The 25564-nt window shown below is 65.2% G+C and carries 20 protein-coding genes; 4 read left to right on the forward strand and 16 right to left on the reverse strand.

The genetic code is table 11. The annotated features are described in order from the left end of the window. The first annotated feature begins 182 nt into the window (after positions 1-182). From IOC61_RS15145 to IOC61_RS15155, 3 genes are read left to right on the forward strand one after another with little or no spacing between them, the layout of a single operon-like run. Positions 183-1430, forward strand: coding sequence for an aspartate aminotransferase family protein (locus IOC61_RS15145; protein WP_195689560.1), 1248 nt, complete (start codon positions 183-185; stop codon positions 1428-1430). Next, entirely contained in the window at positions 1427-4732 is a 3306-nt protein-coding gene (locus tag IOC61_RS15150) for an FAD-binding and (Fe-S)-binding domain-containing protein (RefSeq protein WP_195689561.1), read from the forward strand. Before IOC61_RS15145 ends, IOC61_RS15150 begins: the two co-directional genes overlap by 4 nt. Continuing rightward, on the forward strand, positions 4729-6090 hold the full coding sequence (locus tag IOC61_RS15155) for a VOC family protein (protein WP_195689562.1): 1362 nt from the start codon (positions 4729-4731) through the stop codon (positions 6088-6090). Before IOC61_RS15150 ends, IOC61_RS15155 begins: the two co-directional genes overlap by 4 nt. 34 nt (positions 6091-6124) lie before the next feature. On the opposite strand, the gene IOC61_RS15160 is transcribed toward IOC61_RS15155, so the two are convergent. The 11 genes from IOC61_RS15160 to IOC61_RS15210 form a co-directional block, all read right to left on the reverse strand. After that, positions 6125-7504 carry an L-serine ammonia-lyase gene (locus IOC61_RS15160; protein WP_195689563.1) on the reverse strand — a complete coding sequence of 460 codons (1380 nt, stop codon included), beginning with the start codon at positions 7502-7504 and terminating at the stop codon, positions 6125-6127. A gap of 144 nt (positions 7505-7648) precedes the next feature. Next, a complete protein-coding gene (purU, locus tag IOC61_RS15165; RefSeq protein WP_195689564.1) occupies positions 7649-8515 on the reverse strand; it encodes a formyltetrahydrofolate deformylase in 867 nt (288 codons plus the stop codon). 133 nt (positions 8516-8648) lie between these two features. After that, positions 8649-8993 (reverse strand): cupin domain-containing protein, encoded by a 345-nt coding sequence (locus tag IOC61_RS15170; protein ID WP_195689565.1) that lies wholly within the window; start codon positions 8991-8993, stop codon positions 8649-8651. Positions 8994-9156: 163 nt separating this feature from the next. Further along, the gene (locus IOC61_RS15175; RefSeq protein ID WP_195689566.1) at positions 9157-9807 is read right to left on the reverse strand and encodes a sarcosine oxidase subunit gamma; all 651 of its coding nucleotides are present in this window, start codon (positions 9805-9807) and stop codon (positions 9157-9159) included. After that, positions 9800-12838 carry a sarcosine oxidase subunit alpha family protein gene (locus IOC61_RS15180; RefSeq protein WP_195689567.1) on the reverse strand — a complete coding sequence of 1013 codons (3039 nt, stop codon included), beginning with the start codon at positions 12836-12838 and terminating at the stop codon, positions 9800-9802. Before IOC61_RS15180 ends, IOC61_RS15175 begins: the two co-directional genes overlap by 8 nt. After that, positions 12835-13209 carry a sarcosine oxidase subunit delta gene (locus IOC61_RS15185; protein WP_195689568.1) on the reverse strand — a complete coding sequence of 125 codons (375 nt, stop codon included), beginning with the start codon at positions 13207-13209 and terminating at the stop codon, positions 12835-12837. The genes IOC61_RS15180 and IOC61_RS15185 overlap by 4 nt, the downstream gene beginning before the upstream one ends. 12 nt (positions 13210-13221) lie before the next feature. Next, on the reverse strand, positions 13222-14472 hold the full coding sequence (locus tag IOC61_RS15190; protein ID WP_195689569.1) for a sarcosine oxidase subunit beta family protein: 1251 nt from the start codon (positions 14470-14472) through the stop codon (positions 13222-13224). Between the two features lie 38 nt (positions 14473-14510). Next, entirely contained in the window at positions 14511-15830 is a 1320-nt protein-coding gene (gene glyA, locus IOC61_RS15195; protein WP_195689570.1) for a serine hydroxymethyltransferase, read from the reverse strand. A 283-nt stretch (positions 15831-16113) separates the two neighbouring features. After that, the gene (locus tag IOC61_RS15200; RefSeq protein ID WP_195689571.1) at positions 16114-17157 is read right to left on the reverse strand and encodes a GlxA family transcriptional regulator; all 1044 of its coding nucleotides are present in this window, start codon (positions 17155-17157) and stop codon (positions 16114-16116) included. 45 nt (positions 17158-17202) lie between these two features. After that, positions 17203-17598, reverse strand: coding sequence for a PIN domain-containing protein (locus IOC61_RS15205; protein ID WP_195689572.1), 396 nt, complete (start codon positions 17596-17598; stop codon positions 17203-17205). Then, a complete protein-coding gene (locus IOC61_RS15210) occupies positions 17595-17837 on the reverse strand; it encodes an AbrB/MazE/SpoVT family DNA-binding domain-containing protein (protein WP_195689573.1) in 243 nt (80 codons plus the stop codon). Before IOC61_RS15210 ends, IOC61_RS15205 begins: the two co-directional genes overlap by 4 nt. Positions 17838-17988: 151 nt before the next feature. On the opposite strand from IOC61_RS15210, the gene IOC61_RS15215 reads away from it, so the two are divergent. Continuing rightward, the gene (locus tag IOC61_RS15215) at positions 17989-18918 is read left to right on the forward strand and encodes a LysR substrate-binding domain-containing protein (RefSeq protein ID WP_195689574.1); all 930 of its coding nucleotides are present in this window, start codon (positions 17989-17991) and stop codon (positions 18916-18918) included. A gap of 15 nt (positions 18919-18933) precedes the next feature. Here IOC61_RS15215 and IOC61_RS15220 read toward each other — a convergent pair whose 3' ends face one another. The 5 genes from IOC61_RS15220 to IOC61_RS15235 form a co-directional block, all read right to left on the reverse strand. Further along, a complete protein-coding gene (locus IOC61_RS15220) occupies positions 18934-19965 on the reverse strand; it encodes an Ldh family oxidoreductase (RefSeq protein ID WP_324254729.1) in 1032 nt (343 codons plus the stop codon). Positions 19966-20032: 67 nt separating this feature from the next. Next, a complete protein-coding gene (locus IOC61_RS15225) occupies positions 20033-22069 on the reverse strand; it encodes an NADH:flavin oxidoreductase (protein WP_195689575.1) in 2037 nt (678 codons plus the stop codon). Positions 22070-22252: 183 nt separating this feature from the next. Beyond that, positions 22253-22582 carry a M24 family metallopeptidase gene (locus tag IOC61_RS17715; protein WP_229333169.1) on the reverse strand — a complete coding sequence of 110 codons (330 nt, stop codon included), beginning with the start codon at positions 22580-22582 and terminating at the stop codon, positions 22253-22255. After that, positions 22558-23502: a M24 family metallopeptidase gene (locus tag IOC61_RS15230; RefSeq protein ID WP_229333170.1), complete on the reverse strand. Its 945-nt coding sequence runs from the start codon at positions 23500-23502 to the stop codon at positions 22558-22560. The genes IOC61_RS17715 and IOC61_RS15230 overlap by 25 nt, the downstream gene beginning before the upstream one ends. Before the next feature lie 61 nt (positions 23503-23563). Continuing rightward, positions 23564-25252 (reverse strand): BCCT family transporter, encoded by a 1689-nt coding sequence (locus tag IOC61_RS15235; protein ID WP_195689576.1) that lies wholly within the window; start codon positions 25250-25252, stop codon positions 23564-23566. Positions 25253-25564: the final 312 nt, after the last annotated feature.

The raw sequence follows: 25564 nt of genomic DNA on the forward strand, positions 1-25564 counted from the left end.
AACGGCATTTACCCATTCTTTTTACTCATCTTGTATTCCAACCTTCCGCCTGAGCGTGCCGGCAGCGACTCGATGTGACATTCCTTCAAGGAATGGAATAAGCGCTTTTTTTCGTTTGCGACCGCCGTCCCACGCTGGTTACATCGGTGACACTCCCCTGATGAACCGACTGGAACCCGTACATGGACCTTCCTCACGTCAGCCGCTCGCTGAGCATCGTTCACCCGCTGTGCGTTGAGCGCGGCCGCAATGCCGAACTGTGGGACGAGCAGGGTCGGCACTATATCGACTTCGTCGGCGGTATCGGCGTGCTCAACCTGGGCCACGGCCACCCGGCGGTCGTCGAGGCGGTCAAGGCTCAGGTCGACAGGCTGATGCACTCGGCCTTCAACGCACTGCCGCACCGCGGTTACCTGGATGTCGTCGAAGCGCTCGACCGGTTCGTGCCGGTCTCCTACCCGCTGTCCTGCATGCTGACCAACAGCGGTGCCGAGGCCACCGAGAATGCGCTCAAGGTGGCCCGCGCCGCCACCGGGCGCCAGGCCGTGATCGCCTTCGATGACGGCTTCCACGGTCGCACCCTGGCGGCACTCAACCTCAACGGCAAGGTCAAGCCCTACAAGAGCGAGCTGGGCAGCCTGCCGGGGCCGGTCTACCACCTGCCATTTCCGAGCCGCGACAGCGGCGTCGACGCCGACGAGGCGATGCGTGCCCTGGACCGCCTGTTCGAGGTGGAGCTCCCCGCCGAGTCGGTGGCGGCAATCATCGTCGAGCCGGTACAGGGCGAGGGCGGTTTCAGGCTGCTCGACGCCGACTTCGCCGCTCGACTGCGCGAACGCTGCGATGCCCAGGGCATCGTGCTGATCTTCGACGAGATCCAGTCGGGCTTCGGCCGCAGCGGAACGCGCTTCGCCCTCACACACCTGGGCGTCGAGCCCGACCTGCTGCTGATGGGCAAGAGCATGGCGGCGGGCCTGCCGCTGGCGGCGGTCGCCGGCCGTGCCGAGCTGATGGACGCCCTGCCCAAGGGCGGGCTGGGCGGCACCTATTCGGGCAACCCGGTTGCCTGTGCCGCGGCACGCACGGTGATGGAGGTCATGAGCGACGCCAGGCTGTCTCGCTGGAGCGAGACGCAGGAGGCGCTGATCCTCGAGGCCCATACCCGCCTGGCGGAGCGCTTCCCGATGGTCGGTGCCCTGACCGGTATCGGCACCATGCGTGGCATCGTCTTCGAGGACACCAGCGGTGCCAGCGGCGGTGAACACCTCGCGGCGCTGCTCGACGCCGCCCGCGAGGCCGGGGTGCTGCTGATGCCCAGCGGACGGCGCCGCAATGTGCTGCGTCTGCTGCCGCCCCTGACCGCCGAGCCCGAGGTCCTGCGGGAAGGGTTCAGGCGTCTCGAGCAGGCACTGGAGACGCTGCGCCCATGATCGCTCGGCTGGCACCGAAGGCCCCGCCGCAAGCGTCCTACCTGGGCTTTCTCGAGGCCCTGAAGGCCGCCGGCTTCGCGGGCGAGATCGCTCCGGACTACGCCAACCGTACGGTGCTGGCCACCGACAACTCCCTCTACCAGCGCCTGCCCCAGGCGGTGCTCTATCCCCGCCACGCCGAGGACCTGGTGCGCATCGCCCGGCTCGCCGGCCAGGAAGAACACCGCGGGGTGGTACTCACCCCCCGCGGCGGTGGCACCGGCACCAACGGCCAGTCGCTCACCGACGGCCTGGTGGTGGATCTCTCCCGGCACATGAACCGCATCCTCGATATCGATGTGGCAAACCGCCGGGTTCGGGTCCAGGCCGGGGTGGTCAAGGACCAGCTCAACGCCGCGCTCAAGCCCCACGGGCTCTTCTTCGCCCCGGAGCTCTCCACCTCCAACCGGGCGACGATCGGCGGCATGATCGCTACCGACGCCAGCGGCCAGGGCAGCTGCACCTATGGCAAGACTCGCGATCATGTGCTCGAGCTCGATAGCGTGCTGCTCGGCGGCGAGCGGCTCACCAGCCGGCCGGTGGACGAGGCCGAGCTCGAGGTGCTGTGCGCCCGCGACGATGTGACAGGCCGCGCCTATCGCACCGCCCGGGAGATCATCGACACCCAGAGCGAGCGGATCAAGGCCACCTTCCCGCCGCTCAACCGCTGCCTGACCGGCTACGATCTGGCGCACTTGAGAACGGCGGAAGGTAAGTTCGACCTCAACAGCCTGCTGTGCGGCGCCGAGGGCTCGCTGGCCTTCACCTGCGAGGCGGTGCTTAACGTCCTGCCGATCCCCAGGCACGCGACCCTGGTCAATGTGCGCTACTCGGGATTTATGGACGCCCTGCGCGACGCCAGGGCGCTGATGGGCGGAGGCAGCGCTTCACAGCACCAGCCCCAGGCCGGACCGACCTCCATCGAGACGGTGGACGACACCGTGCTGGGCCTGGCCATGCAGGACTTCGTCTGGGATAGCGTCGCCGAGTTCTTCCCCGACTCAGGGGGCACCCCGACCCACGGCATCAACCTGGTGGAGTTCAACGACGATGACCCCGAGCGCCTGGCTCGCCGGGTCGAGGCCTTCTGTCGACATCTAGGGCAGGACGCCAGCGTGCCGCGCCTCGGCTACACCCTGGCCGAGGGCCGCGCGGCGATCCAGAAGGTCTACGCCATGCGCAAGCGCGCCGTGGGCCTGCTCGGCAACGCCCAGGGCGAGCGCCGCCCCCTCCCCTTCGTCGAGGACACCGCGGTGCCGCCGGAGCACCTCGCCGACTTCATCGCCGAGTTCCGCGCCCTGCTCGACGCCCGCGGCCTCGACTACGGCATGTTCGGCCACGTCGACGCCGGGGTGCTCCACGTGCGCCCGGCGCTGGACATGAAGGACCCGGCCGACGAACGGCTGGTACGCGAACTCTCCGACGCGGTCGCCGCGCTGACCCGGAAATACGGTGGGTTGCTGTGGGGCGAGCACGGCAAGGGGGTGCGCTCGGAGTACGCCCCGGCCTTCTTTGGCGCGCTCTACCCCAGCCTGCAGCGAGTCAAGGCGGCCTTCGATCCCTACAACCAGCTCAATCCCGGCAAGATAGCGACGCCACTCTCCAGCCCGCCCGAAGCCGCGGACAGGACTACCTCGCCCAATGACGCGGAACCCTTGAGCACGCCCAATAGCGCGGAGCCCTCTGCCTCAGCCGATAGCGACACAGACGAGCGGGCTGTGAAATGGGTCGACCCCGGGCTGCTGGCCATCGACGGGGTGCCCACCCGGGGCCAGTACGACCGCTCCATTGACCCGCGGGTGTGGCAGGCCCATGCCGCCACGGTCTACTGCAACGGCAACGGTGCCTGCTACAACTACGACCCCGACGACGCCATGTGCCCGTCGTGGAAGGCCACCCGCGACCGCGTGCACTCGCCCAAGGGCCGCGCCAGCCTGGTACGCGAATGGCTGCGCCTGCAGGGGGCAGCCGGGGTCGATCTGATCGAGGAGGCGCGACGCCGTCGTCGCGAGGGCGTCTGGGGCGGCATCCGGCGCCTTCCTGCCCGCGCCTGGAACACGCTGTGTCGCCGCCGCGAGGCGGACTTCTCCCACGAGGTCTACGACGCCATGGCCGGCTGCCTGGCGTGCAAGTCCTGCGCCGGCCAGTGCCCCATCAAGGTCAATGTACCCGACTCCCGCGCCCAGTTTCTGGAGGTTTACCACGGCCGCTACCTGCGGCCGCTGCGCGACCACCTGGTCGGTAGCCTCGAGTTCCTGCTACCCGCGCTGTCACGCATCGCCCCGCTCTACAACGCCGCCCTGGACAACCGCCTGGTGGAACGGCTGCTGGCCGGCTCGGTCGGTATGGTGGACAGCCCGCGGCTCTCGCGATCACGCCTGCAGAGGCGACTCGCCGCCTGGGGCGTGGACGAGGCCACGCCGGCGTCACTGGGCCTGCTCAGCGAGGCCCAGAAGGCCAACAGCGTGATACTCGTCCAGGACGCCTTTACCCGCCACTTCGAGGCCAGGCTGGTACTGGAGGTCGTCGAGCTGCTCACCCGCCTTGGCGTGCGGGTATTCGTGGCGCCCTATGCCGCCAGCGGCAAGCCGCTGCATGTCCAGGGTTTCCTCGGCGCCTTCGAACGCACGGCCGCCAAGCAGGCCAAGCGGCTACGTGCCCTGGCCGAGTTCGGCGTGCCACTGGTGGGCATCGACCCGGCCATGACCCTGACCTACCGGCAGGAGTACGTGAAGGCACTGGGGCCCGAAGCCGTGCCCGAGGTGCGGCTACTCCAGGAGTGGCTGGCCACCCATGCCGACCGCCTGGCGAACCGGCTTGCCGACGGTCCCGCCCTGGCCGACCCCGGCTTTCGGCTGCTCGCCCACTGCACCGAGGCGACCACCGCCCCCGGCAGTCCCAGGGCCTGGCAGCGGGTGTTCGCCGCCTTCGGTCTCAAGCTGGAGCTGGTCAGCACCGGCTGCTGCGGCATGTCCGGCACCTACGGCCACGAGGCCCGCAATCTGGCGACCTCGAGAACCCTCTATGCCCAGTCGTGGCAGCCGCTGGTGGAGGACCCGGCCAACGCCGGCAGGCTACTGGCCAGCGGCTACTCCTGTCGCAGCCAGACCCGACGCTTCTCCGACGCCGCGCTACCTCACCCGCTGCAGGGGCTGCTGGCGGTGCTCAAGCGCAGCGATCGGCGACCACTCCCTGCTGCCACTGCCCCTGTCGATAGCCGCACCCACTCCCCTGATCCACAACCCGAGAGACAGATTCCATGACCCAGGCATCCCTGATTTCCCCCGATGAGATCCGTCACCGCTTCGCCGCCGCCATGTCGGCCATGTACCAGAGCGAGGTGCCGCAGTACACCACCCTGCTGGAGCTGGTGGAGCAGGTGAACCGCGAGACGCTGGAGGCGAACCCGGCGCTGGCCGAACGACTGACCGAGGCCGATGAGCTGGCACGGCTCGATGTCGAGCGTCACGGCGCCATCCGTGTCGGCAGCGCCGAGGAGCTTGGCATGCTGCGCCGCCTGTTCGCGGTGATGGGCATGTACCCGGTGGGCTACTATGACCTTTCCGAGGCCGGCGTGCCGGTGCACTCCACGGCCTTTCGCCCGATCGATGATGCGGCCCTTTCGCGCAACCCGTTTCGCATCTTCACCTCGCTGTTGCGCCTGGAGCTGATCGAGAGCGAAGCACTGCGCGAGCGCGCGGCGGCCATCCTGGCCGAACGTGACATCTTCACCCCCGGCGCACGGGAGCTGATCGCCCTTAGCGAGGCCCAAGGCGGGCTCAACGATGAGCAGGCCGAGCGCTTTGTGGCCGAGGCGCTGGAGACCTTCCGCTGGCACCATGATGCCACCGTGGACCTTGCCACCTATGAGGCACTGCACGCCGAGCACCGGCTGATCGCCGACGTGGTCTGCTTCCGCGGGCCGCATATCAACCACCTGACGCCGCGCACCCTGGATATCGACGAGGTTCAGCGACGCATGCCGGCGGCCGGCATGACGCCCAAGGCCATCATCGAAGGACCGCCGCGCCGCGACTGCCCGATCCTGTTGCGTCAGACCAGCTTTACCGCGCTGGAGGAGACGATTCGCTTCGCCGGGGAACAGGCCGGTACGCACACCGCCCGCTTCGGTGAGATCGAGCAGCGCGGTGTGGCGCTGACGCCTCGTGGCCGCGAGCTTTACGACCGCCTGCTGACCCATAGCCGCGAGCAAGGTACCGGCGGCGACAACGCGACTCACCAGCAGCGACTGGCGGAGGTGTTCGCCGACTTCCCCGACAGCGAGAGCGCGCTGCGCCGCCAGGGTCTGGCGTTCTTCGAATACCGCCTGACCGACGCCGGCCGTGCCGCGGACAAGGTTGCCGAGGCGGACCTCGAGACGCTGATCGAACGCGGACTGGTCAGCGCACGGCCGATCACCTACGAGGACTTCCTGCCGGTCAGCGCGGCGGGCATCTTCCAGTCCAACCTGGGCGGCGGGGATAACGGTGCCTACGCCGGCAACGCCAACCGCGCGGCCTTCGAGGCGGCACTGGGCGCCCCGGTGACCGACGAGCTGGCGCTATACGCCGAGCGGGAGCGTGCCAGTCGCGACGCCGTGCTGCAGGCGCTGGCCTACTGAGCCAGGACCGCCGGCAGCACGACGGAGCCAAGGATCAGCACTCGATGGCGCTGACGGCGAGGCCGCCCTTCGAGGTCTCCTTGTACTTCTCCTGCATATCCGCACCGGTATCGCGCATGGTGCGGATCACCTTGTCCAGCGAGATGAAGTGCTCACCATCGCCGCGCAGTGCCATCTGGGCGGCGTTGATCGCCTTCACCGAAGCGATGGCGTTGCGCTCGATACAGGGCACCTGTACCAGGCCGCCCACCGGGTCGCAGGTCAGTCCCAGGTTGTGCTCCAGGCCGATCTCGGCGGCGTTCTCCACCTGGTCGACGCTGCCGCCCATCAATTCGGTGAGGCCGGCGGCGGCCATGGCGCAGGCCGAGCCCACCTCTCCCTGGCAGCCCACCTCGGCACCGGAGATGGAGGCGTTCTTCTTGCACAGGATGCCTACGGCGGCGGCGGCCAGCAGGAAGTCGACCACGTCGCGCTCGCAGGCGCCCTGGCGAAACTGCATATAGTACTGGAGCACCGCCGGGATAATCCCCGCCGCGCCGTTGGTGGGCGCAGTGACCATGCGGCCTCCGGCGGCGTTCTCCTCGTTGACCGCCAGCGCATAGAGATTGACCCAGTCCATGGCCGACATGGTGGAGGCGATCAACGAGTGGTCGTCCTTGCTGGCCAGCATGCGCTGGTGCAGATTCCTGGCGCGACGCCTGACGTTGAGCCCGCCGGGCAGCACGCCCTCGGCTTCCATGCCCTTCTCGATGCATGCCTGCATCGCCTTCCAGATGGTCAGAAGGCCCTCACGGATCTCCGTCTCGCTGCGCCACGCCTTCTCGTTTTCCAGCATCAGCTCGCTGATGCGCAGGCCGCTATCGCGACACATGCGCAGCAGCTCGTCACCGGTCTGGAAGTCGAAGGGGATCTCGGTATGGTCGGTATCCAGCACCCCCTCGGCAGACTGGGCCTCGTCGATGACGAAGCCGCCACCCACCGAATAGTAGGTATTGCGGTAAAGCTCGCCCTCGTCGCCATAGGCGAGCAGCCGCATGGCGTTGGGATGCTGGGGCAGGCTCTCTTCGAGCAGCCGCATGTCGCGCTGCCAGTCGAAGGCGACAGCGTGGCGGCTGGCCAGCTGCAGGGTACCCGAGGACTTCAGGGCATCGATCCGCGGGGCGATGACATCCGGGTCGATCAGGTCGGGCCGCTCGCCCATCAGACCCATGACCACCGCATGGTCGGTGCCATGGCCGATGCCGGTGGCGGAGAGCGAGCCATAGAGCTCGACCTCGAGGCGCCGGGTGTGCTCAACCAGCTCCCTGGCCTCGAGTTCGGCGACAAAGTTGCAGGCGGCCTGCATCGGGCCCACGGTGTGCGAGCTGGACGGTCCGACGCCGACCTTGAAAAGATCGAAGACACTGATTGGCATGGCTATTGTCCTTGCAGAATAATCGTTGTACGTCAGGGCTTATCGCCTCGGAACAGCAGCGTGCGTGGCGGTTCCACGTCGTGCTGCTCCCGGCGCCCTTGCTATGAAGGCCTGCAGTGAACTGACAGGTGACTGGCGGTGTCGTTAACGGTCGAAGACCACGGTGCGCCTGGCGTGCAGGAAGACTCGGCGCTCCACATGCAGGGCCACGGCGCGTGCCAGGGTGAGGCATTCGACGTCGCGCCCCTTGGCCACCAGATCCTCGGGATAGTCGGCGTGGCTCACCGGCTCCACTCCCTGGGTGATGATCGGGCCCTCATCGAGGTCATCGTTGATGTAGTGGGCGGTAGCGCCGACCAGCTTGACGCCCTTCTCATAGGCCTGGTGATAGGGCCTGGCCCCCTTGAAGCCCGGCAGCAGCGAGTGATGGATATTGATGGCGCGGCCGCTGAGCTTCTCGCACAGGTCGCTCGAGAGCACCTGCATGTAGCGGGCCAGGATCACCAGTTCCGCCCCCGTCTCCTCGACCACCTGCCACACCTGAGCCTCCTGCTTGGGCTTGGTATCCGGCGTGATCGGGAAGTGGTGGTAGGGAATGCCGTGCCACTCCGCCAGATTGGCCAGATCCGGATGATTGGAGACGATGGCGCGGATCTCGATGGGCAACTGGCCGATACGGTAGCGATAGAGCAAATCGTTCAGACAGTGATCGGCCTTGGAGACCATGATCACTACCGGCATCCGCCGGTCTGGCGGTGTCAGTTCGAACGTCATGCCAAACTCGGCGGCACGCTCGGCGAAGCCGGTCTCGAAGCTTGCGGCCTCAAACCCTTCTGCCTCCGGCCTGAACTCCGTGCGGATAAAGAAGCGTCCGCTCAGCCGATCATCGAAGGAGTGCTGCTCGGTAATGTAACAAGCATTCTCCTTGAGAAAGCGTGTGACCACGTCCACGGTACCCAACCGACTCGGGCACTGCGCGGTCATGATCCAGTTATCTGAATGACGCCCCATGAGCCTGACTCCTGTGATGGCGAAAAGCCGGGAGGGGGAAACATCCCGCCCCCGGCCTGACCCTGACGAGTGGTACAGCGGCTGGCATCAACCGCCGATACGCCGCCATATCAACTCAATGCGAAAGATTGATTCAGGCAAAAACAAAATACTTGCGTACCGTTTCAACCACTTCCCAGGTCCCTTTGAACCCCGGCTCGACGATAAAGATATCACCCGCCTTCAGGTGAATCGGCTCGCCATTTTCCGGGGTGAGAATGCAGTACCCTTCACGGAAGTCACAGTATTCCCACTTGTCGTAGTTCACTGCCCATCTTCCCGGGGTACAGATCCAGGTGCCCATGGTCTTGGTCCCGTCCTCCGACGCGTAGGCGTTGAGGTTGACGGTATGAGGATCGCCAGAGAGCTTTTCCCAGGAGCCGGCGTCCAGCAGCACGTCCGGCTGTGCATCACGCAGTACCTTGATCTTGTCGGTCATTGTTCTTCCTTAACGATATTGTTGATCTTGTTGCATATCATGGTGATATGCCCCTATGCCGCTCCTCGGTTCGTGATGCAGCAAGCTCGAACAACAGGCATCCCTGCAGAACAAGCCATCCTGCAGAACAAACAAAGAAGCGGCCTTGCTCACCGCCCGGCTCCTAACGCTGCACACCAATGCCATACTCGGCGCCGGCGTCCAGGATCCAGCGATAGAGGTAGTCGGCGAAGCTTCTGCGCAGTACCAGCTCATAGCGCTCCTCGCCGGGACGGCGCAGGACAAGGCTGGACTTGCCGAACACCACACTGACCGCCTTGCCCACCGGGAAATTGCTCGGGTGGACATCGTAGTTGGTCGACTTCATCAGCAGCTCGCGGACCTTTTCCCCCTCCAGGGAGACCAGGGTCTGACCGCCGCTGACATCGACGATGGCATAGTGGGCATCACCCAGGGCGTCGCGCAGTCGCTGCTCGACGTCGAGCTCCTCGCCACCGGGCACGATCACCAGCCACTCATCCGGCGACAGCCACTGAACGCTGCGCTCGCCGCTTTCGTCCAGCGACAGCCCCAGGGGCTGGCCGGGCAGGCTGATGCCCAGCACCTTGCGCACGGCTTCATCGAGAACGATGGCCCCGCCGCGCAGGATCAGATGGCCCAGGAAGGCCTGCTCCTTGAACAGGACTCCGCTGCCGGATGTCGCGGCCGGCACACTGCCCGTGTTGTACGCCACGGACAGCGGTGACTCCTTGGGAATCGAAGCGTCCGGGTGGGTGTTGAAGGTCGCAACCTTGCCGTAAGTGATATCAGACATGCTGACGCTCTCCCTTGGGATCGATGAATACGGGGCTGACGACCTCGACCTCATGGGCCTGACCGTCCGGCATCGGCACATAGAGCTTCTCGCCCATGCGGTCCCGACCGCCCTTGATCACTGCCAGAGCAAAACCGCTCTCCAGGTTCGGGCTGTAATAGCTCGAGGTCACATGACCCAGCATATCCATGGGAATGGGCTGGTCCTTGTCGACGACGATATGGGCGCCCTCTTCCAGCACCACCTTCGGGTCGACGGGCTTGAGCCCCACGAACTGCTTGCGGTCCTTGCGCGCCGTATCCGGACGCGTCAGGGCGCGCTTGCCGATCCAGGAGAAAGGCTTGTCGTAGCCGATCGCCCAGAACATGCCCAGGTCTTCCGGGGTCACCGAACCGTCGGTGTCCTGGCCGGCGATGATCAGTCCCTTCTCGGCACGTAGCACGTGCATGGTCTCGGTGCCGTAGGGCGTCAGGTCATACTTCTTGCCGTGCTCGAACAGGGTCTTCCAGACATGCATGGCGTAGTTGGCCTGCACGTTGATCTCGTAGGCCAGCTCCCCGGTGAAGGAGATGCGGAACACCCGCGCCGGGACATCGGCCACCTTGCCGTTGCGCCAGTCCATGAACTTGAACTGCTCGCGGTCGAGATCGATATCGGTGATCTCGGACAGCAGCTTGCGCGCATCCGGGCCGGTCACGGTCATGGTCGCCCAGTGATCGGTGACCGAGGTGAAGTACACCTGCAGCTCCGGCCACTCGGTCTGGTGCCACAGCTCCAGCCACTCCATCACGCCGGCGGCGCCGCCGGTGGTGGTGGTCATCAGGAAGTGGTTCTCGCCCAGGCAGCTGGTGGTGCCGTCGTCCATCAGCATGCCGTCGTCCTTGCACATCAGGCCGTAGCGTACCCGGCCAGGCGCCAGCTTGGCCCACTTGTTGGTGTAGACGCGACCGAGGAATTCCCGCGCATCCGGCCCCTGGATATCGATCTTGCCCAGGGTGGAAGCATCGAGGATGCCGACGCCGGTACGTACCGCCAGGCTCTCGCGTGCCACGGCTTCATCCATGGTCTCGAGCTTGCCGTTGACCTTGCGTGGGAAGTACCAGGGGCGCTTCCACTGGCCGACGTCCTCGAACTCGGCACCATTCTCCACATGCCACTGATGCAGGGCGGTGTAGCGCTCGGGGTCGAACAGCTCACGGCAGTGACGTCCGACGATGGCGCCGAAGGTGACCGGCGTATAGTTGGGCCGGAACACCGTGGTACCCACCTCGGGAATCGACCTGCCGAGACAGCGCGCGGCGATGGCCATGCCGTTGATGTTGCCCAGCTTGCCCTGGTCGGTGCCGAAGCCCATGGCGGTGTACCGCTTGACGTGCTCGATGGACTCGAAGCCCTCGCGGGTGGCCAGCTCGATGGCCGCCGCGGTGACGTCGTTCTGCATGTCGACGAACTGCTTGGGCGCACGCAGGGTCGGCTTCTCGTGGGGCACCTGATAGAGAGCACAGGCCTCGCCTTCGCGAATCGTCTCGGCTCGGGGCGGCTCGATGGCGCTGGCAGACTTGCCCAGCGCGGCAAGCGCCTCACTCGCCTTGGCCGCACCATCGGCCAGGCCCTCGGCCAGGTCATGCACGCCGCGGGCGCTGCCGGCGGCGTGCACCCCCTTCACCAGGCTGGGCACGAAACCGAGGATCTCTTCGTCCCAGGTGGGCCGCGCACCGGTATGAGAGGCCAGGTGGATCACCGGGCTGTAGCCGCCGGAGCTGGCGATGGTGTCGCACTCCAAAAGCTCGGCCTGACCGGTGACCTTGAAGGCCGCGGCATCGATGGTCGCCACACGGGCGCCGCTGACACGCTTGTCCCCCTTGGCCTCGAGCACCGCCGAGCCTTCGATGATGCGGATGCCACGGGCACGGGCCTGCTCGACCAGCTCACCATCCGGATGACGGCGCGCATCGACGATGGCCACCACGTCACGGCCGGCTTCATCCCAGTCCAGGGCGGCACGATAGGCATGATCGTTGCTGACGGAGAGCACCAGCTTGTTACCCGGTACCACGCCGTAGCGGCGAATATAGGTGGAGACCGCACCGGCCACCAGGTTGCCCGGCACATCATTGTTGCCATAGACCAGCGGGCGCTCATGGGCTCCTGTGGCCAGCAGCACCTGCCCCGCCCGCACGCGATGCATGCGTGAGCGCGTGAGCCGGACACCGTCGACCGTCGGCGCGGCCTCACCGAGATGCTCGGTGCGCCGTTCGTGCAGGGTCACGAAGTTATGGTCATGGTAGCCGTTGGCCGTGGTGCGCGGCAGCAGGGTGACATTGTCGTTCTCTGCCAGCTCGCTGATCACCTGTTCGGCCCACTGGGCGGCCGGCTGATCGTCGAGCAGCTCACGGCTGGCAAGCAGCGAGCCACCCATCTCCTCCTGCTCATCGCAGAGGATCACGCGAGCGCCGGCACGGGCGGCGGTAAGCGCGGCGGCCAGACCCGCGGGGCCAGCACCGACCACCAGCAGGTCGCAATGCTGGTTGAGGTGGTCGTAACGATCGGGGTCGTTCTCCATCGGGCTGCGACCCAGACCCGCTCCCTTGCGGATGTATTTCTCGTAGGTCATCCACATGGAGGCCGGCGCCATGAAGGTCTTGTAGTAGAAGCCCGGCGGCATGAAGCGCCCACCCAGCTTGCCGACCAGACTCATGACATCACGCTGCACGTTGGGCCAGCCGTTGGTGCTCTGTGCCGTGAGGCCCTCGAACAGCGCCTGCTGGGTGGCACGCACGTTGGGCACCTGGGCCGCCTCGGTGCTGCCCAGCTGGACCAGCGCATTAGGCTCCTCGGCCCCGGCGGCGACGATGCCGCGCGGACGCGAGTACTTGAAGCTGCGGTTGACGAGATCCACCCCATTGGCCAGCAGTGCCGAGGCCAGGGTGTCACCGGCATGGCCCTGATAGCGCTTGCCGTTGAAGGTGAAGCTCAGGGTGCGGCCGCGGTCGATGCGTCCACCCTGGCGAAGACGATTCGGCTGATTCATGCCTTGACTCCTTCCTGACCTGCGACCATTCCCGCCTCGTCGGCGACGTTTACAGCAGCCCCCTGCTCGGCGGGCTTGCCCTCCGGGTGCTCGGCGCTGAAGCGAGGCTGCTCACCCATTCGATAGGTCTCGAGGATCTCGTAGCTCGCCGAATTACGTGTGATGTTGAAGAACTTGCGGCAGCCGATCGCGTGCACCCACAGCTCATGGTGGATGCCGCGCGGGTTGTCACGGAAGAACAGGTAAGCACCCCACTGATCATCGCTGCAGGACTCGGGGTCCTCGGGACGGGCGATATGCGCCTGGCCCTTGGGGGCGAACTCCTCTTCGTCGCGGTATTCGTCGCAATAAGGGCAATGGATATAGAACATGTTGTTATCTCCTTAGTGCGCGACGCCGGCGGCGCCATGTTCGTCGACCAGGGCACCGGTGTTGAAGCGGTCGATCGAGAACGGCGCTGCGATGGGATGCATCTCGCCCTTGGCGAGGCTCGCCGCAAAGACATGACCGGAACCCGGAGTGGCCTTGAAGCCGCCGGTGCCCCAGCCGCAGTTGAAGAACAGCCCCTTGACCTTGGTCTTCGAGAGGATCGGACAGGCATCCGCACAGGTGTCGACGATGCCGCCCCACTGACGGTTCATGCGCACCCGCGAGAAGATCGGGAACATCTCGACGATGGCCTGCAGGGTGTGCTCCACGGTGGTGTAACTGCCGCGCTGGCCGTAGCCAAGGTAGCCGTTGATACCGGCGCCGATGACCAGATCACCCTTGTCGGACTGGCTGATATAGCCATGCACATGGTTGGACATCACCACGGTGTCGAGCACCGGCTTGAGCGGCTCGGAGACCAGTGCCTGCAGCGGATGAGACTCCAGCGGCAGCGTGAGGCCGGCCATCTTGGCCACCACGCCGGAGTTGCCCGCCGTGACGCAGCCGATGGTCTTGGATTCGATATCACCGCGATTGGTGTGCACGCCATACACCTGGCCATCGCGAATCTTGAAACCCGTGACCTCGGTGTTCTGCAGGATATCCACCCCCAGGGCGTCCGCCGCCCGGGCGTAGCCCCAGGCCACCGCATCGTGGCGAGCGACGCCGGCGCTCTTCTGCCAGGAGGCGCCGAGGATCGGATAGCGGGCGCGCTTGGAGGTGTCGATGACCGGCACGATCTCCTTGATCTGGTCGGGGTAGATCACCTCACTGTCGACGCCGTTGAGCCGGTTGGCATGCACCCGGCGCTGGATATCGCGCATATCCTGCAGGGTGTGTCCCAGGTTCATCACGCCACGCTGGGAGAACATCACGTTGTAGTTGAGGTCCTGAGACAGCCCCTTCCACAGGTCCAGCGAGTGGTCATAGAGGCGTGCCGACTCGTCCCACAGGTAGTTGGAGCGCACGATGGTGGTATTACGCGCGGTATTCCCCCCCCCCAGCCAGCCCTTCTCCAGCACTGCCACGTTGGTGATGCCGTGGTTCTTGGCCAGGTAGTAGGCGGTGGCCAGGCCATGGCCCCCGCCACCGACGACGATGACATCGTACTTTTTCTTGGGGGTCGGATTGCGCCACTGGCGCTGCCAGTTCTCGTGGTGGCTGAGCGCGTGCTTGGCCAGCCCGAAGCCTGAATAGCGTTGCATGTCTCTCTCCTGAATCCGCTGCTGATTCGTTAAGGCGATCAGACCGCTGACGCGGCATCGGCCTGGGCGGGGGTCTGGTGACCCGTGGCGGCAGAGTCGCCATAGACCGGGTGGCGTCCACAGAGCTTGGCCACCTGTTCGCGCACCTGCGCCTCCACGGACTCCGTCGACTCCTGGTCGGCCAGCACGTCGAGGATGTCGCAGATCCAGCCTGCCAGCTCGGCGCACTCGGTCTCGTCGAAGCCACGGCTGGTCACCGCCGGGGTGCCGATGCGCAGGCCGGAGGTAACGAAGGGACTCTGGGGGTCGTTGGGCACGGCGTTCTTGTTGACGGTGATATGGGCACGGCCGAGTGCCGCATCGGCATCCTTGCCGGTGACGCCCTGCTTGATCAGCGAGACCAGGAAGAGGTGGTCGTCGGTACCGCCGGAGACGACATCATAACCACGCTCCAGGAATACGCCGGCCATGGCGCGGGCGTTGTCGATGACGCGCTGCTGATACTGCACGAACTCCTGGCTCATGGCCTCCTTGAAGGCCACCGCCTTGGCGGCGATGACATGCATCAGCGGGCCGCCCTGCTGGCCCGGGAAGACCGCACCGTTGAGCTTCTTGTAGAGGTCCGCATCGCCGGTGGCGGAGAGGATCAGGCCACCGCGCGGGCCGCGCAGGGTCTTGTGAGTGGTGGTGGTGACCACATGGGCGTGGGGAACCGGGCTCGGATAATGACCCGCGGCAATCAGGCCGGCCACGTGGGCCATGTCGACCATGAACCAGGCACCCACCTCGTCGGCGATGGCGCGGAAGCGGCGCCAGTCGACGACACGCGCATAGGCGGAGAAACCGGCGATGATCAGCTTGGGCTTGTGGCTGCGTGCCAGGCGCTCGACCTCCTCGTAGTCGATCTCGCCGGTCTCCGGATTCAGGCCATACTGCACGGCATGGTAGTGCTTGCCCGAGAAGTTAGGCGCGGCGCCGTGGGTCAGGTGGCCACCGTGGGCCAGGCTCATGCCGAGGATGGTGTCGCCCGGCTTGACCATCGCCATGAACGCCGCGGCATTGGCCTGAGCGCCGGAGTGCGGCTGAACGTTGGCGTAGTCGGCGCCGAACAGGTCACAGGCGCGGTCGATGGCCAGCTGCTCGACCACATCGACATGCTCGCAGCCGCCGTAGTAGCGCTTGCCGGGATAGCCTTCGGCATACTTGTTGGTCAGCTGGGTGCCCTGGGCTTCCATTACCGCACGGCTGGCATAGTTCTCGGAGGCGATCAGTTCGACATGAGCCTCCTGGCGGGCCACCTCATCGGCGATGGCGGCGGCGATCTGGGAATCGAAGTTGGCGAGACCTACCTGGTTCATGACTGGCTCCTGTTGTTATCGATGTCGGGCAGGGTGTACCTCGAATCTATCGCCTACCCATCAGAAGGAAAAATTTGAAATCCTTATGCGTGGATAACCACCACGCTGTGCGTCTGGCATACCACTCGATTAAAGACGACTGCGACGGGGAGGGATTGAACAGATGCGACAGGATTCCTGAACGCCGAGGCAGGCTGGCCACCACTAGAGCGGCGAGAAACGGCAGGCTGCGGCGTGCTTATTGAAAGCGTGAGGGGGCGAAAACCGGGAGGCGGCCGAGGACTCAAGGCACAGGCCGGCCGTCGATATGTAGGAAGAAGGGGTCGACCCGGTCACCGCCCGGCTCAACGGCACGTTTGCGCATCTCCGACGGCGTGGCGTCGAAGGCCGTGCGGAAGTGACGCGAGAAGTGGGCGGTATCAGCGAAGCCGCAGCGCTCGCCGATCTCGGTGATGCTCTTGCCGGTGTAGTGCAGCAGCCAGAGGCCGTAGCGCAGACGAAGGTCCCGGGAGAACTTGAGCGGACTGACGCCAAGCGTATCCCGGAACCGCCGCTCCAGATTACGGCGTGAAGTACCGACGCGCTCGGCCAGCGCCTCCATCGACAGCGCCTCCCCCAGGTGCTGCTCGAGCACCGCAATGGCGCGGCGCACCAGGCGATCCTCGATCTTGCCGAACACCACCGGCTGAGGCTGCGGGTGGGTACCGGCTCGCGCCTCGTCGAGGAGCATGATATTCAGGCTCTTCATGGCCCAGGCCTTGCCCTGATGACGCTCGATCAGATAGGCCGCCAGGTCGGCCGCCGCCGCACCGCCGGCACAGGTGAGCCGGTCTCCGTCATCGATGAATAGTCGGTCGGCTACCGGCTCGATGGCCGGAAAGCGCTGGACCAGGTCGCGGTGGTGATACCAGCTGACGCAACAGCGCCGCCCCTTCATGAGCCCAGCCTGGATCAGCGCGAACACCCCGGTACAGAGCCCCACCAGTGGAACGCCGGCACCGGCCGCCTCACGCAGGTAGGCCAGGGCAGCGCTATCCTGCCGGTCGCCCTCCGCCTGAACGCCCCCCACGACCACGATATAGTCGAACTCACCCGGGTCGCTGAAGGGCTCACAGGGCGAAATGGCCGCACCGCTGCTGGAGAGCACCGCCTCGCCATTACTGGCCATGAAGGTCCAGCGACAGCGCAGCTGCCGGCTGCGGTCGCCCTCATCGGCGGCCAGGCGAAGGCAGTCGACGAAGGCGGCGAAGGGCATCAGGGTGAAACGGTGCAGCAGGACGAAGCCGATGGTGAGAGGAGCACCTTGAGATGCGGGATTGAGGGTCATGCCTGACGACACCGTGCGATAGCCCGAGAATTTGATTCGTGCTTGTCAGTTGAGTAAACGCATACCAGCGGTGTTGGCAGCCTGCTTGTCGAACGTCACTATATGGGGGCATCCGGCCGCGCTGGCGCAGCGTTCGATCAGGCAGTCAGCGAAGTCCGCCTTGGCACCGTCGAAACGCCGTAAGGCTTGCCAAACGATTTCCGCTTGCTCGACGACCAGTTCTCGCGTTCTCAGAATGGTTTCGAGAACGTTGACGGTTTCTTCCTTCGTGGCCTGGTAACAGCTTTGCAGTATCCACACCAATTCCACCATCGACACCATCGTAATAAAGCCAGGCTCGTCCGTGGAAAGGGATTCGATCATTGCCGTGGCCTTGGGCGACTGCTGCGTGTCGTCCTGAGCCACGTAGCGAACGACCACGTTGGTATCCAGGCCGATCATTCCGAGCCTGCTCCTTGCCGGGCGATTGCGTCGTTCATTTCCTCAATACTCACAGGCCTTTTTGGCTTGCGAATCATACCTTTGAGCTCCTGAACAGGGCGATTGACCGCCAGGATGGTGAACTTGCCTTTTTCAACCTCCACGAACTCTATTCGGTCTCCGGTGCCGACCCCTAGCGAGGCTCGAACCTGGGCAGGAATCGTTACCTGTCCTTTGGAAGTAAGCGTTGAAGTTGTCATAAAACAATCCTTCAATTTGGCACTTCCTTACTATAGGGTAAGGAATAGACACTGGCAATGCGCGATCGCCCTGGCGATACCCGCCGGCACGTAGCCTTGCCCAGGCGGGAGACGTAGACTCGGTAGGCCTACTCCGACGGTTGCGAACACCATGAAGATCAGCCCCCTACCTCCTCTGAACAGTCTCGTGGCCTTCGAGTCGGCGGCGCGCCATCTGAGCTTCACCCTGGCGGCCAAGGAGCTGCATGTCACCCAGGGCGCCATCAGTCGCCAGGTCCGCGGCCTCGAGGACTACCTGGGCAAGCCGCTGTTCGAACGCGCCAATCGCAGCGTCAAGCTGACCGCCATGGGCCAGCGCTATGCCCAGGCGGTGCGCCAATCGCTTGCCGATATCTCGGCGATCACCGACGAGGTACGCAGCTGGCACGGCATGCACCAGCTCACCGTGGCCACCACCAGCGCCATGGCCTCCCTCTGGCTGCTACCCAAGATCCCCCGTTTCCAGCGCGAGCACGACGACATCGAGCTGCGCATCGTCGCCACCGAGCAGCTCCGCGACCTGTCGCGGGTGGAGTCCGACGTGGCGCTCTTCTACTGTCGAACGCCGCCGGCCTCCATGCACGCCACGACGCTCTTCCACGAGGAGGTCTTCCCGGTTTGCAGCCCCGGCTACCTCGAGCGCTATGGCCCCTTCGAGGGGCCCGAGGCCCTGCTCGACTGCACCCTGCTGTCACTAGAGGATGCCGACCAGGACTGGATGAGCTGGAAGCAGTGGTTCTCCCAGGTGGGGGTAGCCTCCGCCAGGGCTCCCCGCCGGCGACTCAATATCAACAGCTACTCGATGCTGGTGCAGGCGGCGATGATGGACCAGGGGGTGGCCCTGGGGTGGAGCCAGCTGGTCGACGACTACCTGGTCGGCGGCCACCTCGTGCGCCCGGTGGAGACGGTACTGCGTACCGAGGCGCGCTTCTGCCTGCTGGAGCGCAGCGAGGCGCCCGCCCACCGTTGGGGGGTACGCGCCTTCCGGGAGTGGCTGCTGGAGACGTTTCCCAAGGAGGTCGGCGACCTGGGCCTGACGTGAGAGGCCACCCGGGGCTCAGGCCGTGATCGACACACCGCTTTCGGTCATAAACCAGTCGCGGAACCGTCGCAGCGCCTCGTCGTCGGCCTTGGCCAGGTAATGGCGTGTCTCTTCCAGCACCACCGTGTCGATGGCAACCTGGCCCTTTTCCGAAACGTGGGGCCGCACCTGACGGCGACCGGGCACATACACACCCCGTTCGGCGATCCTGTCAAGCTGCCGAGTGAAGCGGGAGGAAAACCCCTCGTCGATCACGGAGGGTTGAATGGCGATGATCGTCATCCCCGCATCAATCGGCTGGTCCCCGTTCTGGAAATCCGGCATGTCCAGCGACCAGGCGGCGCCGGACAGCCCTGCCGCCAGGCACTCCACCATCAGCGCCAGGTTCGCGCCTTTTGCACCACCGAAGGTGAGCAGGGCACCGCGCAGGACGGCCGCGGCGTCGGTGGTCACCTCACCGCGCTCATCGATGGCCCAGCCTTCGGGGATCTGCCGTCCTTCTGCCGCGGCCTGTGACAGGCTGACGAAGGCCGTGGCGCTGGTCGCCTGATCGATCACCAGCGGGGCCCCGGGGTCGGCCAGAGGCGCGGCAAAGGCCAGCGGACTGGTGCCGAACACGGCCTGGCCTCTGGGCGCACCGGCCACCACCGCCGGGCTATTGGAGACTGCAAAGGCGACCAGCCCTTCCAGGGCCAGGCGGCGGACATAGTCGCCCAGCTCACCGGTGGTATAGCTGTTGCCCTGGGTAAAGAGCGCGAGACCCAGTTCCTGAGCTCTCGCGACAAACGTCGGCATGGCTCGGTCAAAGCCGAGCTGGGCGATGCCGCCATCTGCATCCGAGTAGAGAATAGCGGGTAGGGGAGACGAGGTGGTCGGCTCGGCATCGCCCTTGATGCGTCCCGCGCGAAAACCGGCGAGATAATCCAGAAGATGAGGAAAGTCGACGCCGGGCCGGCCGTACAGTGCCGCGGTGAGCGTCGCCCCGCCAGGGAGCCTGCGCTGGCCTGGCTGGCTCCTGCGGCGAGACAGGCCTACTCGACGAGTCACCGGGCCTCATCAGCGGACAAGGTCTGCTGATTCAAGACATACCTCCTGTCCTGCGCCTGGTCGGGGATCATAGATCCTTGACCAGGCGCAGGGCATCGTAGATGGCCGCATGGGTGTTACGCGACTCGACGGCATCGCCGATCCGGAACAGCTGGAAGCTTCCCTCCGGGTTGCGAATCACGGCCTGGGGGTGGCCGACAATCAGGTCATCGTAGTTCACCTCGCCCGCATTGCGGGAACACGCTTTCAAGTCGAAATAGAGGTTGGCCATTGGCGTGATCCCGTAGTTGACCACCACCTGGTCGATCCGCCGCTCGTGCTCGAGGTCCAGATAGTCGCTGGTGATGCTGGCACGCAGTTCGCCTCCCTCTCGCTGCACGAACTTCAGCCGATAGGTGGGCGTGAAGGTGACATTGGGCCGCTGCAGGGAGCGCATGTACGGCACCAGGTTCATGGCCATGATCTCCGCCGAGAAGGTGCGGTCGGGGGTCATGATCTCGAGCTCGGTCCCGGTGGCGGCGATGATCTCCGCGGCCTGCAGGGCAGCATGATCGCCGGCCTCGTCGAACAACAGCACTCGTTTCCCCGGCGCAACGTGTCCGGAGAGGATATCCCAGGTGTTGACCACCAGGTCGTGTCCAACCTCGGGCTGATCGTCCAGGGGATAGCCGCCGGTGGCCACGATCACCACGTCCGGCTGCTCGGCGAGCACGTCCTCAATCTCGGCCCAGACGTTGTAACGGATCTCGACGCCGAGGGCCTCACAGCGCGCCAGGCGCCAATCGATGATGCCCATCATCTCGCGGCGGCGCTCGCTCTGCGCCGTGAGGCGCACCTGCCCGCCGGCATCGCTGGCGGCCTCCAGCACCAGCACCGCATGGCCCCGCTCGCCGGCGACCCGCGCGGCTTCCAGGCCGGCAGGACCGGCGCCGATGATCACCACCCGACGCTGCTGTGGAGCCTGGGGGATGGTGTGAGGCATGGTGGTTTCTCGCCCGGTGGCGGCGTTGTGGATGCAGTAGGCGGCGCCGCCCTGGTAGATGCGGTCGAGGCAGTAGTTGGCACCGACGCAGGGGCGAATCTCCTCCTCGCGCTTCTCCATGATCTTGCGCACGATGTGCGGGTCGGCCATATGGGCGCGGGTCATGCCGATCATGTCGACCTTGCCCGAGGCAATGGCATGGCGGGCGGTGGCGACGTCCTGAATCTTGGCGCCGTGGAAGGTGGGAAAGTCCACCTCGCGACGAATCTCGCCGGCGAAATCCAGGTGCGGGGCGCTGGGCATGCCCTGGATCGGGATGACATCGGTGAGTCCCGGGTCGGTGTCGATATGCCCGCGGACCACGTTGAGAAAATCGATCAGGCCGCTGTCCTTCAGGCGCCGTGAAATCTCCATCCCGTCGCTGGCCGTGAGCCCGCCCGCCAGCCTCTCGTCGCCGGTATAGCGCAAGCCGATGATGAACGCCTCGCCGACCCGCTGACGAATGGCGCGCAACACCTCGAAGGTGAAGCGCAGCCGGTTATCGAGCTCGCCCCCATATGGGCCCTCGAGGGTATTGGTCAGCGGCGACCAGAACTGGTCCATCAGATGGCCATAGGCCTGCAGTTCGATGCCGTCCAGGCCGGCGGCATGCATGCGTTCGGCGGCATCGGCGTAGTCGCGGATCAACCGCTCGATATCCCAGTCCTCGACCTGCTTGGGAAAGGCCCGGTGGGAGGCTTCGCGGCGGTGAGAGGAAGACATCGTCGGCAGCCAGTCCCCCTTGTCCCAGCGAGTGCGTCGGCCTAGGTGGGTCAGCTGGATCATCACCGCTGTCCCATGCTCGTGGCAGGCGTCGGTCAACTCGCGCATCCACGGCACCACCTCATCCTTGTAGGCCAGGATGTTGTTGAACACGGGCGGGCTGTCCTTGGCCACCGCCGCCGACCCGGCCGTCATGGTCAGGCCGAGACCGGCCCTGGCGCGCTCGACGTGGTAGGCGCGATAGAGCGCCTTGGGCATTCCTTCCTCGGGATATGCCGGCTCGTGGGACGTCATCATGAGCCGGTTCTTCAGGGTCAGGTGCTTGAGTCGGAAGGGCGTCAGCAGCGGGTCGGTCGCCATGGTCGGGCCTCTCTCTTGTTATGCGTGAGACATTGAGCCGCTTGGCCAGCGGCAGGATCCGTACGCCGTCCACGCCGGACTCGAGCAGTAACTCGAAGGCCGCATCGAGCCAGGCGTCACGGGAATCTCTCCATTTGGTGTCGTGGGTCTCGGCAGGTGGCATCGTGATGAGTTTTCCTGATTTCATTCCAGCCAGTCGGTCTCCAGCGGATAGCGGGACAACAGTTCGCACCCCTCACGGGTGATCAGCACCTGCTCCTCCAGCTTGACGCCTTCCTGGCCGTTCCGCGCGCCGATATAGCTCTCGACGCAGACGGTCATGTGCTCCTCGAACACGCCGTCGTAGCCGCTGCTCGTCCAGTCCTTGCCAGGGTGAGCGATGGCCGGATACTCGTCTGCCAGGCCCACGCCGTGGGCTACGCAGCAGTAGCGATTGGCATGGTACTTGTCGGGAATCGGCCAGCTCCGCTCGGAGAACTCGCGGAAGCTCAACCCCGAACACAGCAGTGCCATGTTGTGTTGGAGCTGCTCATGGGCGAGCAATACAGACGTCGTTGTTCCGCGCTTGGCGGCACTCGGCCGACGGTCCAGGTCCGGGAGATGTCCGCACAGTAGCCGTAGGGGCCGATCAGGTCGGTATCGAAGGCGATCAGCTCACCTTCCTGCATTACCCGGTCGCTGCATTCCTGCATCCAGGGATTGGTGCGCAGCCCTAAAGCCAGCAGCCGGGTCTCCAGCCACTCGCCGCCATGGCGGATATTCTCAAAATGCAGCCAGGCCCACAGCTCGTTTTCCGTCATGCCCGGGCGAAGCTCGTCGGCCATGCGCTGGATGCCACGTTCGGCGACGCGAATCGTCCAGCGGATCAACTCAAGCTCCTCGGCCGACTTGATGGCCCTAGCCCGCTCCATCAGCGCCTGGCCCTGGACCAGCGTGATGCCTGAGGCGGCAAGTGCCGCGACGCCCGATGGATCGAGCCGGTCCACCGCCAGGCGCGGGTGGTCGCCGGCGTGATGGCGGATCAGGTCGACGATCTCGGCGGCCCATTCGCGGGCCTTCTCCGTCACTCGAGGGCCGGCGCCGAAGTAGGCCCAGTTGATCGCCCCGCGCACCTCGTCGATGGTTTCGAGGTGGGCGCAGAGGTGTTCGCAGTTGTGGAACTCCCAGAGGATCACCGGGCCCTCGGCGAAGATCAGCGCGTAGCGCGAGGGGTTGTGGGCGGTCCACACCTGCATATTAGAGCTATCGGTGGCGTAGCGGATATTCACCGGATCGTAGAGCAGCATGGCCGTGACATCGTGGTGCCTGAGTTGCTCACGGACGCGTTGCAGACGATAGCGGCGTGCAGCGGCGAGGGTCGCGTCGGATATAGGGTTCCTCAGCGGTCGATCCCCGGCCTCGGCGTTCAGATAGATGGGCTTGTCGGGTGACATGGCATCACTCCCATGACGAACCATGAAAGCGGGGCCGGCTCGACCGGCCCCAGTGGGAGGATCAGGCTTCCTGAAACGCAGCCGGTCGGACGCGCTCTGGACGCTGCAGTTCATTGTCCACGCCGCTGTGGTGGTCGAGGTCCTCGTGGGCGGGGCGCACCTGGGGTGGCAGCATGGCGGCGGCTATCGGCTCCCGGCGCAGGGTGCGGTAGAGACTCAAGGTCATCACCAGGATGAAGACCGCGATGGGTAGCCCGGCGATGATCGAGGCGGTCTGGATCGTCTTCAGGCCCCCGGCGTAGAGCAGGGCACCGGCGATGCAGCCGATCACCAGGCCCCAGATCACCCGGATCGGCTGGGGCGGTTCGGGACTCCCCATGCTGTCCAGGGTGCACAGCACCAGGGTGCCGGAGTCCGCCGAGGTGATGAAGTAGGTGGCCAGCAAGAGCACCGCCAGCAGCGACAGCACGCTGCCCAGCATGCCCGGGTCCAGGGCATCGAACAAGGTGAACAGCGCCAGGGTGGTGTCCTCCTGGGTGGCCTGGAGCACCGCACCGCCCTCGAACTCGGCATCGGTGGCCAGTGAGCCCGCGACCACCGCCTGCTCATGGGCCTGCCGCGCCTGCTGTTCCTCGAACAGGGCGCTGCCGCCGAATACCGACATCCACACGAAGGTCACCAGGGTCGGCACTAGCAGGGCGCCGCCGATCAGTTCGCGGATGGTGCGGCCCCGCGAGATACGGGCGATGAACATGCCGACGAAGGGCGCCCAGGTCATCCACCAGGGCCAGTAGAAGGCAGTCCACCAGTTCTGCCAGCCACTGTCGGCGTTGGCGTCGCTCCACAGGCTTATGCCGATTAGGTTGTCGGCGTAGTCGCCGGTGCTCTGCAGCAGGGTGTTGAGGATGTAGCGGGTCGGGCCGATGGCCAGCACGATGGCGACGATGGTCACGGAGAGCAGCATGTTCCACTCCGAGAGCCGGCGGATGCCGCGACCCACGCCGGACATCACCGAGGCGATGGCGAACAGCGTGATCACGGCGATCATGGTCAGCTGGATGCCGATGCTGACCTCCACGCCAAAGACGTTGTTCAGGCCGCTGTTCATCTGGATCACCCCCAGGCCCAGGGACTGGGACACGCCGAAGGCGGTAATAGCGACCGTAAGGATATCCACAGTGTGACCGATGGGACCGTAGATGCGCTCGCCGATGAAGGGGTAGAGGATCGAACGCAGGGTCAGCGGCAGCCCCTTGCGGTAGGCGAAGTACGCCAGGGCCAAGGCGACGATCAGGAAAGTAGCCCAGGGATGCAGGCCCCAGTGAAAGAAGGTCAGGCGCATGGCCATGCCGGCGGACTCGTCGCTCATGCCCTGGGTGAAGGGATTGTCGGCGTAGTGCCACATGGGCTCGGCCACCGACCAGAAGATCAGGCCGATACCCATGCCGCCGGAGAACAGCATGCTGACCCAGGACAGGAAGCTGAACTCGGGGCGCTCGTCGTCCTTGCCCAGGCGGATATGGCCGAAGCGGCTGACCATCAGGTAGAGCAGGAAGGCCAGTACGGCGGTGACCAGGCCCAGATAGAACCACTTGACGTTGTTCAGCAGGGCGGTGGAGACATCCTGGAAGATGGCGCCGGCCTTGTCGGCCAGCACGGCGCAGAAGATCACGAAGCCGATGACCAGCACCTTGGAGGCGATGGTCACCGTGGGATTGAGGCCCTTGAACAGGCCGTTTTCTGAGCGCATGGCGTCACTCTTGGGTTGTTATTGCTTGAGGTCGTCGGGGATAGGGCTCACGGCAGCCCACTGGGAAGACTGGGGGGTCGGCGGGCCTCGAACAATGCATTTTTTGTCATCTATTAATGATTATTTATCATCTTTATACATCTTGATAACGTCATTTCTTCATCCGCGAGAAACAAAGTTAATGAAAATTTATGGCTTTCACCATTCGTCTAATACTTGAGTTTTTATCATTAATTGATGCCGATTCATCGATTGTCGCCGCCTCATGCCATGCCCAGACTCAGCTTCACCAGCCGGTACTCCCGGCAGGAC

Source organism: Halomonas sp. KAO (assembly GCF_015595025.1).
Taxonomy (GTDB): Bacteria; Pseudomonadota; Gammaproteobacteria; order Pseudomonadales; family Halomonadaceae; genus Halomonas.

What these genes read in the sequence shown, in the direction of transcription:
- IOC61_RS15160 (WP_195689563.1), bottom strand. Translation starts at nt 7,504, where the DNA reads ATGCCAATCAGTGTCTTCGATCTTTTCAAGGTCGGCGTCGGACCGTCC.
- IOC61_RS15230 (WP_229333170.1), bottom strand. Translation starts at nt 23,502, where the DNA reads ATGTCACCCGACAAGCCCATCTATCTGAACGCCGAGGCCGGGGATCGA.
- IOC61_RS15235 (WP_195689576.1), bottom strand. Translation starts at nt 25,252, where the DNA reads ATGCGCTCAGAAAACGGCCTGTTCAAGGGCCTCAATCCCACGGTGACC.
- IOC61_RS15180 (WP_195689567.1), bottom strand. Translation starts at nt 12,838, where the DNA reads ATGAATCAGCCGAATCGTCTTCGCCAGGGTGGACGCATCGACCGCGGC.
- IOC61_RS15155 (WP_195689562.1), top strand. Translation starts at nt 4,729, where the DNA reads ATGACCCAGGCATCCCTGATTTCCCCCGATGAGATCCGTCACCGCTTC.
- IOC61_RS17715 (WP_229333169.1), bottom strand. Translation starts at nt 22,582, where the DNA reads ATGGCACTGCTGTGTTCGGGGTTGAGCTTCCGCGAGTTCTCCGAGCGG.
- IOC61_RS15170 (WP_195689565.1), bottom strand. Translation starts at nt 8,993, where the DNA reads ATGACCGACAAGATCAAGGTACTGCGTGATGCACAGCCGGACGTGCTG.
- IOC61_RS15185 (WP_195689568.1), bottom strand. Translation starts at nt 13,209, where the DNA reads ATGTTCTATATCCATTGCCCTTATTGCGACGAATACCGCGACGAAGAG.
- IOC61_RS15205 (WP_195689572.1), bottom strand. Translation starts at nt 17,598, where the DNA reads ATGATCGGCCTGGATACCAACGTGGTCGTTCGCTACGTGGCTCAGGAC.
- glyA (WP_195689570.1), bottom strand. Translation starts at nt 15,830, where the DNA reads ATGAACCAGGTAGGTCTCGCCAACTTCGATTCCCAGATCGCCGCCGCC.
- IOC61_RS15210 (WP_195689573.1), bottom strand. Translation starts at nt 17,837, where the DNA reads ATGACAACTTCAACGCTTACTTCCAAAGGACAGGTAACGATTCCTGCC.
- purU (WP_195689564.1), bottom strand. Translation starts at nt 8,515, where the DNA reads ATGGGGCGTCATTCAGATAACTGGATCATGACCGCGCAGTGCCCGAGT.
- IOC61_RS15150 (WP_195689561.1), top strand. Translation starts at nt 1,427, where the DNA reads ATGATCGCTCGGCTGGCACCGAAGGCCCCGCCGCAAGCGTCCTACCTG.
- IOC61_RS15145 (WP_195689560.1), top strand. Translation starts at nt 183, where the DNA reads ATGGACCTTCCTCACGTCAGCCGCTCGCTGAGCATCGTTCACCCGCTG.
- IOC61_RS15200 (WP_195689571.1), bottom strand. Translation starts at nt 17,157, where the DNA reads ATGACCCTCAATCCCGCATCTCAAGGTGCTCCTCTCACCATCGGCTTC.
- IOC61_RS15175 (WP_195689566.1), bottom strand. Translation starts at nt 9,807, where the DNA reads ATGTCTGATATCACTTACGGCAAGGTTGCGACCTTCAACACCCACCCG.
- IOC61_RS15225 (WP_195689575.1), bottom strand. Translation starts at nt 22,069, where the DNA reads ATGGCGACCGACCCGCTGCTGACGCCCTTCCGACTCAAGCACCTGACC.
- IOC61_RS15190 (WP_195689569.1), bottom strand. Translation starts at nt 14,472, where the DNA reads ATGCAACGCTATTCAGGCTTCGGGCTGGCCAAGCACGCGCTCAGCCAC.
- IOC61_RS15215 (WP_195689574.1), top strand. Translation starts at nt 17,989, where the DNA reads ATGAAGATCAGCCCCCTACCTCCTCTGAACAGTCTCGTGGCCTTCGAG.